At 52.1% G+C, this 12,285-nt stretch carries 12 protein-coding genes; 10 read left to right on the top strand and 2 right to left on the bottom strand.

Features of this window, described 5'->3' with window-relative positions:
- The first annotated feature begins 36 nt into the window (after positions 1–36).
- The 7 genes from astC (at position 37) to ves (ending at position 7,825) form a co-directional block, all read left to right on the top strand.
- Positions 37–1,257, top strand: coding sequence for a succinylornithine/acetylornithine transaminase (astC, locus tag OGX94_RS22100; protein ID WP_149280856.1), 1,221 nt, complete (start codon positions 37–39; stop codon positions 1,255–1,257).
- Positions 1,254–2,288 carry an arginine N-succinyltransferase gene (gene astA, locus OGX94_RS22095; protein WP_003832529.1) on the top strand — a complete coding sequence of 345 codons (1,035 nt, stop codon included), beginning with the start codon at positions 1,254–1,256 and terminating at the stop codon, positions 2,286–2,288. Before astC ends, astA begins: the two co-directional genes overlap by 4 nt.
- On the top strand, positions 2,285–3,763 hold the full coding sequence (gene astD, locus OGX94_RS22090) for a succinylglutamate-semialdehyde dehydrogenase (protein WP_126318345.1): 1,479 nt from the start codon (positions 2,285–2,287) through the stop codon (positions 3,761–3,763). Before astA ends, astD begins: the two co-directional genes overlap by 4 nt.
- Entirely contained in the window at positions 3,760–5,103 is a 1,344-nt protein-coding gene (gene astB / locus OGX94_RS22085) for an N-succinylarginine dihydrolase (RefSeq protein WP_286569955.1), read from the top strand. Before astD ends, astB begins: the two co-directional genes overlap by 4 nt.
- Complete coding sequence (astE, locus tag OGX94_RS22080; RefSeq protein ID WP_063941489.1) at positions 5,096–6,061, top strand: succinylglutamate desuccinylase; 966 nt, start codon at positions 5,096–5,098, stop codon at positions 6,059–6,061. The genes astB and astE overlap by 8 nt, the downstream gene beginning before the upstream one ends.
- Positions 6,062–6,410: 349 nt before the next feature.
- Positions 6,411–6,896, top strand: a complete 486-nt coding sequence (spy, locus tag OGX94_RS22075) for an ATP-independent periplasmic protein-refolding chaperone Spy (RefSeq protein WP_126318339.1) — start codon at positions 6,411–6,413, stop codon at positions 6,894–6,896.
- 353 nt (positions 6,897–7,249) lie between these two features.
- Entirely contained in the window at positions 7,250–7,825 is a 576-nt protein-coding gene (ves, locus tag OGX94_RS22070) for an environmental stress-induced protein Ves (protein WP_003832539.1), read from the top strand.
- Here the strand turns inward: ves and cho are convergent.
- Together cho and nadE are read right to left on the bottom strand one after the other, a co-directional pair.
- Positions 7,785–8,672 (bottom strand): excinuclease Cho, encoded by an 888-nt coding sequence (gene cho, locus OGX94_RS22065; protein ID WP_257661665.1) that lies wholly within the window; start codon positions 8,670–8,672, stop codon positions 7,785–7,787. The genes ves and cho overlap by 41 nt on opposite strands.
- A gap of 131 nt (positions 8,673–8,803) precedes the next feature.
- Entirely contained in the window at positions 8,804–9,634 is an 831-nt protein-coding gene (gene nadE / locus OGX94_RS22060) for an NAD(+) synthase (RefSeq protein WP_149335784.1), read from the bottom strand.
- 210 nt (positions 9,635–9,844) lie between these two features.
- Between nadE and osmE the strand changes: the two genes are divergently transcribed.
- The 3 genes from osmE (at position 9,845) to chbC (ending at position 12,251) form a co-directional block, all read left to right on the top strand.
- Complete coding sequence (gene osmE, locus OGX94_RS22055) at positions 9,845–10,186, top strand: osmotically-inducible lipoprotein OsmE (protein ID WP_003030621.1); 342 nt, start codon at positions 9,845–9,847, stop codon at positions 10,184–10,186.
- 298 nt (positions 10,187–10,484) lie between these two features.
- Positions 10,485–10,805: a PTS N,N'-diacetylchitobiose transporter subunit IIB gene (gene chbB, locus OGX94_RS22050; protein ID WP_003832547.1), complete on the top strand. Its 321-nt coding sequence runs from the start codon at positions 10,485–10,487 to the stop codon at positions 10,803–10,805.
- Positions 10,806–10,892: 87 nt separating this feature from the next.
- The gene (gene chbC / locus OGX94_RS22045; RefSeq protein WP_257661666.1) at positions 10,893–12,251 is read left to right on the top strand and encodes a PTS N,N'-diacetylchitobiose transporter subunit IIC; all 1,359 of its coding nucleotides are present in this window, start codon (positions 10,893–10,895) and stop codon (positions 12,249–12,251) included.
- Positions 12,252–12,285: the final 34 nt, after the last annotated feature.

Below are 12,285 nucleotides of genomic sequence, written 5' to 3'. Positions count from 1 at the left end.
CATATAAATAACCTTTTATTTACCGTTGAGGTCGCTATGTCTCTGTCAATTACGCGTGAAAAATTTGATGAATGGATGATGCCCGTATATGCTCCGGCCCCTTTTATTCCGGTGCGGGGTGAAGGTTCACGTCTGTGGGATCAACAGGGTAAAGAGTATATCGATTTCGCGGGAGGCATTGCGGTTAACGCGCTGGGTCACGCCCACCCGGCATTGCGCGAGGCATTAAACGACCAGGCGAGCAAATTCTGGCATACGGGAAATGGCTACACCAACGAGCCGGTACTGCGTCTGGCGAAAAAGCTGATTGACGCCACCTTCGCCGAGCGCATTTTCTTCTGTAACTCCGGCGCAGAAGCCAACGAAGCGGCACTAAAACTGGCGCGTAAATATGCCCACGATCGTTTTGGCAGCCAGAAGAGCGGGATTGTAGCGTTTAAAAATGCTTTCCATGGCCGCACGCTGTTTACCGTCAGTGCCGGAGGACAACCTGCCTACTCACAGGATTTCGCGCCGCTGCCGCCGGATATCCGTCATGCCGTATACAACGATCTCGATTCTGCCAGCCAACTCATTGATGACACTACTTGTGCGGTTATCGTGGAGCCTGTGCAGGGTGAAGGCGGTGTGGTACCGGCAACAAAAGCCTTTTTGCAGGGGCTACGTGAGTTATGCGATCGCCATAATGCGCTGCTGATTTTTGATGAAGTTCAGACCGGCGTTGGCCGTACCGGGGAGCTGTATGCCTATATGCACTACGGCGTGACGCCGGATCTGCTGACGACAGCAAAAGCGCTGGGCGGGGGTTTCCCCATCGGCGCACTGCTGGCGACAGAGCGTTGCGCCAGTGTGATGACGGTTGGTACACATGGTACAACGTACGGCGGAAACCCGCTGGCGACGGCGGTGGCAGGTAAATTGCTGGAAATTGTGAATACACCAGAAGTGCTCAACGGAGTAAAACAGCGCCACGACTGGTTTGTGGAGCGTATAAACGCCATTAACGAACGTTTTGGACTGTTTAGTGAAATTCGTGGACTCGGACTGCTGATCGGCTGCGTGCTGAACGCGGAATTTGCCGGGAAAGCGAAACTCATCTCGCAAGAAGCGGCTGTTGCCGGGGTGATGGTACTGATCGCTGGCGCTAACGTGGTGCGTTTTGCGCCAGCGCTCAACGTCAGCGAAGAAGAAGTCGCCACCGGACTGGATCGCTTTGCGCTGGCCTGCGAACGCATTAAAGCAGGGGGTTCATCATGATGGTGATTCGTCCCATTGAACGCGCGGATATCACCGCGTTGATGCAGCTTGCCAGTAAGACCGGCGGCGGGTTGACCTCGCTACCGGCGAATGAAGCTACGCTGATGGCGCGTATCGAACGTTCACTCCAAACCTGGCGCGGTGAGTTGCCAAAAAGTGAGCAGGGATATGTGTTTGTGCTTGAAGACAGTACCAGCGGAACCGTGGCCGGGATTTGCGCCATTGAGGTGGCGGTAGGGCTTAACGATCCCTGGTACAACTACCGGGTTGGTACCCTGGTCCACGCCTCGAAAGAGCTGAATGTCTATAACGCGCTGCCGACGTTGTTTCTGAGTAACGATCACACAGGTAGCAGCGAGCTTTGTACTCTGTTTCTCGATCCGGACTGGCGAAAAGAAGGCAACGGCTATTTGCTGTCAAAATCGCGCTTTATGTTTATGGCGGCCTTTCGCGACCGATTTAATGAGAAAGTCGTGGCCGAAATGCGCGGCGTGATTGATGAGCACGGTTACTCGCCGTTCTGGCAAAGCCTCGGTAAACGCTTTTTCTCAATGGAGTTCAGCCGGGCGGATTTTCTCTGCGGGACAGGACAGAAAGCCTTTATTGCTGAACTGATGCCCAAGCATCCTATTTATACCCATTTTCTGTCTGATGAAGCGCAAGGCGTGATTGGTCAGGTGCATCCGCAAACGGCCCCGGCGCGGGCGGTGCTGGAGAAAGAAGGATTTCGCTACCGCAACTATGTCGATATTTTCGACGGCGGGCCAACGCTGGAATGCGATATTGACCGGGTTCGGGCTATTCGTAAAAGCAGGCTGGTGGAAGTGGCGGAAGGTCAGCCAGCAACCGGCGAATATCCGGCCTGTCTGGTTGCCAATGAAAACTATCAAAACTTCCGCGTCATGCTGGTTCGCGCAGACCCGGATACCCAACGTCTGGTGCTGACGGCGGCGCAACTGGACGCCCTAAAATGCCACGCTGGCGACCATGTACGTTTTGTACGTCTTTGTGCAGAGGAGAAAACAGCATGACACTATGGATAAACGGTGACTGGGTGACGGGGCTGGGCGAGCGTCGGGTGAAAACCAACCCGGTAAGCGGTGATGTGCTGTGGCACGGTAATGATGCAGATGCAACGCAGGTGACGCAAGCGTGCCAGGCCGCACGCGCAGCCTTTGCCGGTTGGGCTAAACAGCCTTTCAGCGCACGCCAGACTATTGTTGAAAAGTTTGCTTTATTGCTGGAAAGCAATAAAGCCGAGCTAACTCAGATTATCGCCAAGGAAACCGGAAAACCTCATTGGGAAGCCGCGACTGAACTGACGGCGATGATCAATAAAATCGCCATCTCCGTCAAAGCTTACCATGCCCGTACCGGTGAGCAGCACAGTGAACTACCGGATGGTGCGGCAACGTTGCGCCATCGCCCACACGGCGTGCTGGCGGTTTTTGGTCCGTATAACTTCCCCGGTCATTTACCCAATGGTCATATTGTTCCGGCATTGCTGGCAGGCAATACGTTGATTTTCAAACCCAGCGAGTTGACGCCGTGGACCGGTGAAGCAGTAACAAAACTGTGGGAGCAGGCGGGGTTGCCGCCGGGCGTGCTGAATCTGGTGCAGGGCGGACGTGAAACGGGGCAGGCGCTGAGTGCGCTGGAAGACCTCGATGGCCTGCTGTTTACCGGCAGTGCGAATACCGGTTATCAGCTGCATAAGCAGTTATCCGGCCAGCCGGAAAAAATCCTTGCCCTGGAGATGGGGGGCAACAACCCGCTGATTATTGAGAATCCGGAAGATATTGATGCCGCAGTGCATCTGACCATTCAGTCCGCATTTGTCACCGCCGGACAGCGCTGTACCTGTGCCCGCCGCCTGCTCGTAAAAAAAGGCGCGCAGGGTGATGCGTTCCTGACGCGTCTGGTGGAGGTTAGTCAGCGTTTAATGCCCGGCAACTGGGATGCACAGCCGCAGCCATTTATGGGTGGACTAATTTCCGAACAAGCAGCGCAACACGTCTATGATGCCTGGCAGCGTCTGGCGTCGTTGGGCGGCCGTACGCTGTTAGCGCCACGTCTGGTAAATGCCGGAACGTCACTGCTGACTCCTGGAATCATCGAACTGACCGGGGCGGGGAACGTACCTGATGAGGAGGTTTTCGGTCCGCTGCTCGGCGTCTGGCGTTATGACAGCTTTGATGATGCGATTCGTATGGCGAACAACACTCGCTTTGGATTGTCGTGTGGGTTAGTTTCGCCCGATCGCGGCCAGTTCGAACAGCTACTGTTGGAGGCGCGGGCAGGGATCGTCAACTGGAATAAGCCGTTAACCGGCGCTGCGAGTACCGCACCGTTTGGCGGTGTAGGCGCTTCCGGGAACCATCGCGCCAGCGCGTGGTATGCCGCAGATTATTGCGCCTGGCCGATGGCAAGTCTGGAATCCCCGGCCTTAACGCTGCCAACGGCGCTTAGCCCCGGACTGGATTTTTCTCGCGAGGATAAGCTATGAAAGCCCGTGAGGTAAATTTTGATGGTCTGGTGGGACTGACTCACCACTATGCTGGATTGTCATTTGGTAATGAGGCCTCAACCAAACATCGATTTCAGGTGTCGAACCCGCGTCTGGCGGCAAAGCAAGGTCTGCTAAAGATGAAAGCACTGGCGGATGCAGGATTTACTCAGGCGGTGATCCCGCCCCACGAGCGGCCTTATATTCCGGTTCTGCGTCAGTTGGGTTTTAGCGGCAGTGACGAACAGGTGCTGGATAAAGTGTCGCGTCAGGCGCCTCACTGGCTCTCCAGTGCCAGCTCCGCATCGCCTATGTGGGTAGCGAATGCGGCGACGGTTTGCCCTTCGGCAGACTCGCTGGACGGGAAAGTGCATCTGACGGTGGCGAATCTGAATAATAAGTTCCACCGTTCACTGGAAGCGCCTACTACCGAAGCATTGTTACGGGCGATTTTCCGTGATGAGAATAGCTTTGCGGTCCACGGTGCGTTACCCCAGGTTGCGCTATTTGGCGATGAAGGGGCGGCAAACCATAACCGCCTGGGTGGAGATTACGGTGACCCCGGCGTACAGCTGTTTGTTTACGGTCGTGAAGAAGGCAATGCATCCCAACCGAAACGCTATCCGGCAAGGCAATCCCGTGAGGCCAGCGAGGCGGTCGCGCGACTGAATCAGGTCAACCCACATCAGCGCATTTTTGCTCAGCAAAACCCGGACGTTATCGATCTTGGTGTGTTCCATAACGATGTGATTGCGGTGTCGAATCGCCAGGTGCTGTTTTGTCATCAGCAGGCGTTTGTCAGACAGCAGGCATTGTTAGAGCAGTTGCGCAGCCAGGTGGCAGGTTTTACCCCGCTGGAAGTCCCGACAGCGGAAGTGTCGGTGCAGGATGCCGTGACCACTTATCTGTTTAACAGTCAGTTGCTGAGTCGTAGTGACGGTTCGATGATGCTGGTCCTGCCGCAGGAGTGTCGGGAGCATGCTGGCGTGTGGCGGTATTTGAACCGGCTTCTCGAGGAAGACAATCCGATCGATGACCTGCGGGTATTCGATCTGCGTGAAAGTATGTCCAACGGCGGTGGTCCGGCATGCTTGCGCCTGAGAGTGGTGCTCACTCCGCAGGAACAGCAGGCGGTGAATCCGGCGGTTATCATGAACGACACGCTGTTTAACACGTTGAATAACTGGGTTGACCGTTACTATCGCGATCGTCTTACCGCTGCCGACCTTGCCGACCCACAACTGTTGCGCGAGGGGCGTGAAGCGCTGGATACGCTGACGCAATTGCTCAACCTCGGCTCAGTGTATCTTTTCCAGCAGGAGGGGATGCGCCATGGATAACTTTCTGGCGATCACGCTCGCAGGCGCCACTCCAGAGAAAACGCAAGGAACCACTCATGGTTTTGACTGGCAGTGGATCGGTCACGGAATTCTGGAACTGACGCCGCTTGCACCCGTTGAACATTCTCTGGTGCTGTCTGCGGGGATCCATGGCAATGAAACCGCGCCGGTAGAGATACTCGATTCATTGCTTTCCAGGCTGTTTAGCGGCGAGCTGACACTGACATGGCGGCTGCTGGTGATTCTGGGAAACCCGCAGGCGCTGGCTGCGGGAAAACGATATTGTCATAGCGACCTGAATCGTATGTTTGGCGGTCGGTGGCAGATTTTTACCGCAAGTGAAGAAACGCACCGAGCCCATGGGCTTGAGCTGTGTCTGGAAGATTTTTATTCGCGCGCAAAGGAGCCTGTGCGCTGGCATCTGGATCTGCACACCGCGATTCGCGGTTCACAGCATCTGCGCTTTGGCGTATTGCCACAACGCAACGTTGCCTGGGACGAGGATTTCCTTGAATGGCTGGGAGACGCGGGACTGGAAGCGCTGGTTTTCCATCAGACGCCTGGCGGCACGTTCACTCATTTTAGCGGGGAACATTTTGGTGCGTTGGCCTGTACGTTGGAACTGGGTAAAGCGCTGCCGTTTGGACAAAACGATCTCACCCAGTTTGCACAAACGGCAGACGCACTGGAAAAACTGCTGCGGGGTGAACGGGTGTCGACGAGAGAAATATCCCCGCTGCGTTATCGCGTGGTGTCGCAAATCACGCGTCGTAGCAATGATTTCATTCTCCACATGGATAACCAGACGCTAAACTTTACCCCCTTTAAAGAAGGCACCTTGCTGGCGCAGGACGGAGATGAACGTTTTATCGTCACCCATGATGTTGAATACGTTCTCTTTCCCAACCCTAACGTGGCCTGTGGTTTACGTGCCGGATTGATGCTCGAAAAGTTGTGATCAATATATTCGCCCTGCAGGATTATCCTTTAGGGCTTATTTTTGCGTGCTGTTTTTATTTATTACGGATTATTCCTGGTGAATTGCTTTCTTAATAAACAGGGTTCAGGTATAGTTCTTCATAATCCGTTCAAAATCATCCTGTTGTAATTTTTTATTGCAACTCTCCGCAATTTATTCTTTTTTTCTTCATAATTGATGAAAGTTTGTTTTTTACACTTTCACTGTTTTACCGTTGCTCTGATTAATTGACGCTTAAGCCGGTAAAGTTAATCTCGTCAACACGACATCACATTGCATAAGAGTCGCATGAGTGTCGTAAAAATAACTGAAAGAAAGGATAGAAATTATGCGTAAACTGACTGCTCTGTTTGTTGCCTCTACTCTGGCGCTGGGTGCTGCGAACCTGGCTCATGCTGCTGACACTACAACAGCTGCACCAGCGGATGCTAAACCGATGATGCATCACAACGGCAAATTTGCCCCGCATCACGACATGATGTTTAAAGACCTGAACCTGACTGACGCACAGAAACAGCAGATCCGCGAAATCATGAAAGGCCAGCGCGATCAGATGAAACGTCCGCCGCTGGAAGAACGCCGTGCAATGCACGACATCATCGCCAGCGATAGCTTCGATAAAGCGAAAGCCGAAGCGCAGATTGCGAAGATGGAAGAACAGCGCAAAACCAACATGCTGGCGCATATGGAAACTCAGAACAAAATTTACAACATTCTGACCCCGGAACAGAAAAAGCAGTTTAATGCCAATTTTGAGAAGCGTCTGACAGAACGTGCAGCGCAGAAAGGTAAAATGCCGGAAGCAGCCGAGTAATCGATCAGCGTCTACACTAAATCATTCACACTGTGTCGCGCTGATTGCCGCACAGTGTGAAACCAAACTCAAGACCGCCGCTCTTGTCCACAACACGTATAACGATGTGGGCAGGATCGGCGGTTTTTTCATTTCTGCCTATTGCACCGGACGCACGACACGCTATTCTCCTGAAGCCCGCGAAAATTCTACCTGGATCAGCGCGTTATTCTTTTTTGCAAAATGCCGGGTTCATCGCTAAGGCAAATCAACTCTGCTGCCGATAACAATAATCTGCAGGGTGAACATAATAATGATGATTTATGGCTGTCTGTTTACGGCAGGCTGCCATGCTGCTCCTTTCTGGAGGGATGATGGAATACTTTGATATCCGCAAAATGCCGGTTAACCTCTGGCGGAATGGTGCGGGAGAAACGCGTGAGATTTGCTGTTTTCCACCAGCAACACGAGATTTTCACTGGCGGGCGAGTATCGCCTCCATTGCAGCAAACGGTGAGTTTTCTCTTTTTCCCGGCGTAGAACGTGTGATTACTCTGCTGGAAGGTGGAGAAGTGACCCTGGAAGAAACGAACATCTTTACGCATACCCTGAAACAGCATCAGCCTTTTACCTTTGCCGGTGACAAGGTGGTAAAAGCAAAGCTGACGGAAGGGCAGATGTCGATGGATTTTAATATCATGACCCGACGAGATGTTTGCCAGGCAAAAGTCAGAGTGGCCGATCGCACCTTTACGACCTTTGGTTCACGCGGCGGCGTGGTGTTTGTTATCAGTGGTGCATGGCAACTGGGCGATAAACTGCTGACGGCCGACCAGGGTGCGAGCTGGCATGACGGCAAACACACATTACGACTGCTGGAACGCGAGGGAAAATTGCTGTTCAGCGAGATTAACTGGATGCCGGGGCATTCTCCGGATGCAGTTCAATAATGTCATATTGACCAGACAGAACAGGCCGGCAGAGAATTTTGTAGCCATCATGGTCAAAGCCTGCTGGCATACGCGCCAGGGTAGTCGCTTCATCCAGCGTTGAAACAGCTCCCAGCCACAGCCAGTTGTTGATGATATGGTACTGTGTCATTTCAGCGCCGGTTTCCTGCAGTGCAATGGCATTGCTCCATGGCCAGCAAATCACTCTCACTCTTTCCAGCGCCGCTAACAGACGCAAATGATGCGCTTCATGACTCTCTTTCCCGCAGCACGCTCCGGCGCAGCGTTTAAGCGCGGAGCGAAAACAGGCGCGCCCGCGACTCAGGGGTTCCAGCCCCAACAGGCCGTAGCACAGCTGTTGTTCATCCGCGAGGTTTTGCAACGCTTGTAGCGCTGCGCGACGATTGGCAAACAGGCCAAACAGATTGGGTGCATTGGAGAAATCAATATCTCGTGCGTAGACAACCTGAACAGTTCGGTCTGTAAGCTGCAAGGCGCAAAGCTGACGATTGCGCCGCAGTCGTTTGTTAAACAACGGCTGTTGTTCTTTGATCAACCGCGCTTCCAGCAGCAGGGCACCAATTTCTCCCGCCGTACAAATCCAGCTAATGCGTTTGGCCTGACGCAGCATTGCCGCTTCGTCCGCGGTACGCAGGTGTGCCAGCACGCGGCTGCGAATATTGACACTTTTACCAATGTAGAGCGGCATAGTGTCGCTTTCACTGTGAAACAGATAGACGCCTGGTGCGGTGGGAAGCGCACTCAAAAATGGACGCAGGTGTTCAGGATATTCATAGATTGCCGCTGCCTCAAATGTCAGGCTTGGGGCTGATTGACGCCGTACCACTTCTCACTCCGGATGCTGGTTATTCATCCAGTATAGCAGTTTGAAACCGATTAAAAAAGCGGCATCAGACCAGGAGGAGGGGCCGGACAGCGGTGATCCCAGTGCTATCCGGCAATATGCGACTAAAAGGATTACGCTTTTTTCCAGAAGTCATCAAACACCGTAATCGGTGTGCGACGTTTGTGCTCGGTCTTCAGATACCAGCCTTCAATTTTTTTCGCGACGTCGGCAGCCAGCGTTTTTCCTTCCAGGTAATCGTCGATGTTGTCATAGGTGACGCCTAATGCGGCTTCATCCGGCAGAGAAGGGCGATCGTCTTCGAGGTCGGCGGTTGGCGCTTTCTTATATAAATGCTCCGGGCAACCCAGCGCGGCAAGCAACTGCTTACCCTGACGCTTGTTCAGACGGAAAATAGGGTTAATGTCAGTACCGCCATCGCCGTATTTGGTGAAAAATCCGGTGATGGCTTCTGCTGCATGATCGGTACCCACGACAACACCGCTGGTCATTCCGGCGATACTGTACTGGGCCTTCATACGTTCACGGGCTTTTTCATTGCCACGGACAAAATCGCTCAGTTCAATACCCGCTTCACGCAGGGCCTGTTCACTGGCCAGTACCGCACCCTTAATATTTACTGTGAGCACGCGGTCAGGTTGGATAAAGGCGATGGCATCCTGGCAGTCCTGTTCATCAGCCTGAACGCCATACGGCAGACGTACGGCAATAAACTGCAACGCGTCAGTCCCCGTTTCTTCGCGAAGCTCGGAAATAGCCATCTGGCAAAGTTTTCCCGCGAGCGTTGAGTCCTGTCCGCCGCTTATCCCTAATACCAGTGATTTCAGAAAAGGGTACGTTTGCAGGTAGGATTTCAAGAAATCCACGCTGCGGCGAATTTCCTCTTCTGCATTAATTTGCGGTTTTGCGCCAAGCGCCTGGATTATCTCTTGCTGCAGAGTCATTTAACCCCCTCCGAAAAATGAAATGATCAAAAAAATGATGTGTTAAAGCTAACGCGTTGGGACCCAAACGACAAGGGATGCAGGCCTGATCTAACATCATTTTGTTTTAATAGAATTTTCCGAAACGACCTAAGTATCATCTGATTGCTTGAAAAATGTGTTGTTGTGCTCCAGGCTTATATAACACGCTGAAATACAAGAGGACGGAATATGAACAAGAACCTAACAGGAATTCTGAGTGCAGCGGCTGTTTTGACTATGCTGGCAGGGTGTACGGCCTACGATCGTACTAAAGACCAATTTGTTCAGCCCGTGGTGAAAGATGTGAAGAAAGGGATGAGCCGGGCGCAGGTGGCGCAGATTGCCGGTAAACCTTCTTCTGAAGTCAGCATGATTCATGCGCGAGGGACATGCCAGACCTACATCCTGGGTCAACGAGATGGTAAAGCTGAAACCTATTTTGTTGCTTTAGACGACACCGGACATGTGATTAACTCCGGTTACCAGACCTGCGCAGAGTACGACACTGACCCGCAGGCGGCGAAGAAGTAACAACTGCTTATTGCCTGAGCATTCAGAAGAACCGGCCATTGTGCCGGTTTTTTTGTGCCGAACGATCTTATTTATTGCCGCGAATTATTTACCCGAAATGTGAGGGGGGTCATAACGACAGGTCAAGGAGAGACAATTTAGTTGGTCAAGGAAATACCATCCACCGGTGCAATCCCGTATACTCATTTCAGCCACCTAAAAAAGTAATTTAGCTGACGCAAGTTACCCAGAGCATGGATGCAGGTTATGGCTTGCGGAGTGTCTGGTTGACAGATAATCGCACATGAGGATCGTTTTAATGGAAAAGAAACACATTTATCTGTTTTGTTCTGCGGGCATGTCGACTTCATTGTTGGTTTCGAAGATGCGTGCTCAGGCCGAAAAATACGAAGTACCGGTTATTATTGAAGCATTTCCTGAAACGCTGGCCGGAGAAAAAGGTCCTGTCGCCGATGTCGTGTTATTAGGTCCACAAATTGCTTATATGTTGCCCGAAATTCAGCGTTTGTTACCCAACAAGCCTGTGGAAGTGATTGACTCGCTGCTGTATGGCAAAGTCGATGGTTTAGGCGTGCTTAAGGCTGCTGTTGCAGCAATTAAAAAAGCCGCAGCAAATTAATTATTTTATTTTAATTTTTCCCGTCAAAGAGTTATTTCATTAACATTCACCGCAATTATTAATTGCGGTATTTAAGGGTATTTTTCTATGAGTAACGCTATTGCTTCACTTGAAAAGGTACTCCTTCCTTTTGCTGTAAAAATTGGAAAGCAGCCACACGTTAATGCAATCAAGAACGGTTTTATTCGTTTAATGCCGTTAACCCTCGCAGGGGCCATGTTTGTATTAATCAATAACGTTTTCCTGAGCTTTGGGGAGGGGTCGTTTTTTTATTCAATGGGCATTCGACTTGATGCTTCAACTATTGAAACTTTGAATAGCTTGAAAGGCATTGGTGGAAACGTCTATAACGGTACGTTGGGTATCATGTCATTGATGGCACCGTTCTTTATCGGCATGGCGCTGGCAGAAGAACGTAAAGTCGACTCACTGGCAGCCGGGTTATTATCCGTCGCCGCGTTTATGACCGTAACGCCTTATAGCGTGGGTGAAGCCTATGCCGTTGGCGCAAACTGGCTCGGCGGTGCCAATATTATTTCCGGTATTATTATCGGCCTTGCGGTCGCGGAAATGTTCACCTTTGTGGTTCGTCGCAATTGGGTCATTAAATTACCTGATAGCGTACCGACATCCGTATCGCGCTCTTTCTCTGCGCTGATTCCTGGCTTCCTTATCCTCTCCATTATGGGGATCATCGCCTGGGCATTGAACACCTGGGGTACGAACTTCCACCAGATCATTATGGATTCCATTTCAACTCCGCTGGCGTCGTTGGGTAGCGTGGTGGGCTGGGCCTACGTGATTTTTGTTCCGCTGCTGTGGTTCTTCGGTATTCACGGTTCACTGGCGCTGACTGCGCTGGACAGCGGTATCATGACGCCATGGGCGCTGGAAAACATCTCTATCTACCAACAGTTTGGTTCCGTAGATGCCGCGCTGGAAGCCGGTAAGACGTTCCACTTCTGGGCGAAGCCGATGCTCGACTCCTATATTTTCCTTGGGGGTAGTGGGGCAACGCTGGGTCTGATTATCGCTATCTTCCTGGCATCGCGTCGTCCTGACTATCGTCAGGTTGCTAAGCTGGCACTGCCATCAGGTCTGTTCCAGATTAACGAACCTATCCTGTTCGGTCTGCCGATCATCATGAACCCGGTGATGTTTATCCCGTTCATTCTGGTGCAACCGATTCTGGCGGCGATTACGCTGGCAGCTTACTACTCAGGCATTATTCCACCGATTACCAACATTGCACCGTGGACTATGCCAACCGGTTTGGGCGCGTTCTTTAACACCAACGGTAGCGTCGCTGCTCTGCTGGTCGCGCTGTTCAACCTCGGTATCGCAACGCTGGTTTACCTGCCGTTCGTGGTGGTAGCCAACAAAGCGCAGAACGTTATTGACCAAGAAGAAAGCGAAGAAGATATCGCTAACGCATTAAAATTCTAAATTTAATCCGGCATGGCTTTACGGTCATGCCGGA

Source organism: Citrobacter sp. Cpo037 (genome assembly GCF_030332945.1).
Lineage (GTDB): Bacteria > Pseudomonadota > Gammaproteobacteria > Enterobacterales > Enterobacteriaceae > Citrobacter > Citrobacter portucalensis.
This window is presented reverse-complemented; position numbering and strand designations above follow the sequence as displayed.

Excerpts from the sequence above, each read along its gene's own strand:
- astD (WP_126318345.1), top strand. The coding sequence starts at position 2,285 with ATGACACTATGGATAAACGGTGACTGGGTGACGGGGCTGGGCGAGCGT.
- astA (WP_003832529.1), top strand. The coding sequence starts at position 1,254 with ATGATGGTGATTCGTCCCATTGAACGCGCGGATATCACCGCGTTGATG.
- spy (WP_126318339.1), top strand. The coding sequence starts at position 6,411 with ATGCGTAAACTGACTGCTCTGTTTGTTGCCTCTACTCTGGCGCTGGGT.
- osmE (WP_003030621.1), top strand. The coding sequence starts at position 9,845 with ATGAACAAGAACCTAACAGGAATTCTGAGTGCAGCGGCTGTTTTGACT.
- astB (WP_286569955.1), top strand. The coding sequence starts at position 3,760 with ATGAAAGCCCGTGAGGTAAATTTTGATGGTCTGGTGGGACTGACTCAC.
- astE (WP_063941489.1), top strand. The coding sequence starts at position 5,096 with ATGGATAACTTTCTGGCGATCACGCTCGCAGGCGCCACTCCAGAGAAA.
- astC (WP_149280856.1), top strand. The coding sequence starts at position 37 with ATGTCTCTGTCAATTACGCGTGAAAAATTTGATGAATGGATGATGCCC.
- nadE (WP_149335784.1), bottom strand. The coding sequence starts at position 9,634 with ATGACTCTGCAGCAAGAGATAATCCAGGCGCTTGGCGCAAAACCGCAA.
- chbB (WP_003832547.1), top strand. The coding sequence starts at position 10,485 with ATGGAAAAGAAACACATTTATCTGTTTTGTTCTGCGGGCATGTCGACT.
- ves (WP_003832539.1), top strand. The coding sequence starts at position 7,250 with ATGGAATACTTTGATATCCGCAAAATGCCGGTTAACCTCTGGCGGAAT.
- chbC (WP_257661666.1), top strand. The coding sequence starts at position 10,893 with ATGAGTAACGCTATTGCTTCACTTGAAAAGGTACTCCTTCCTTTTGCT.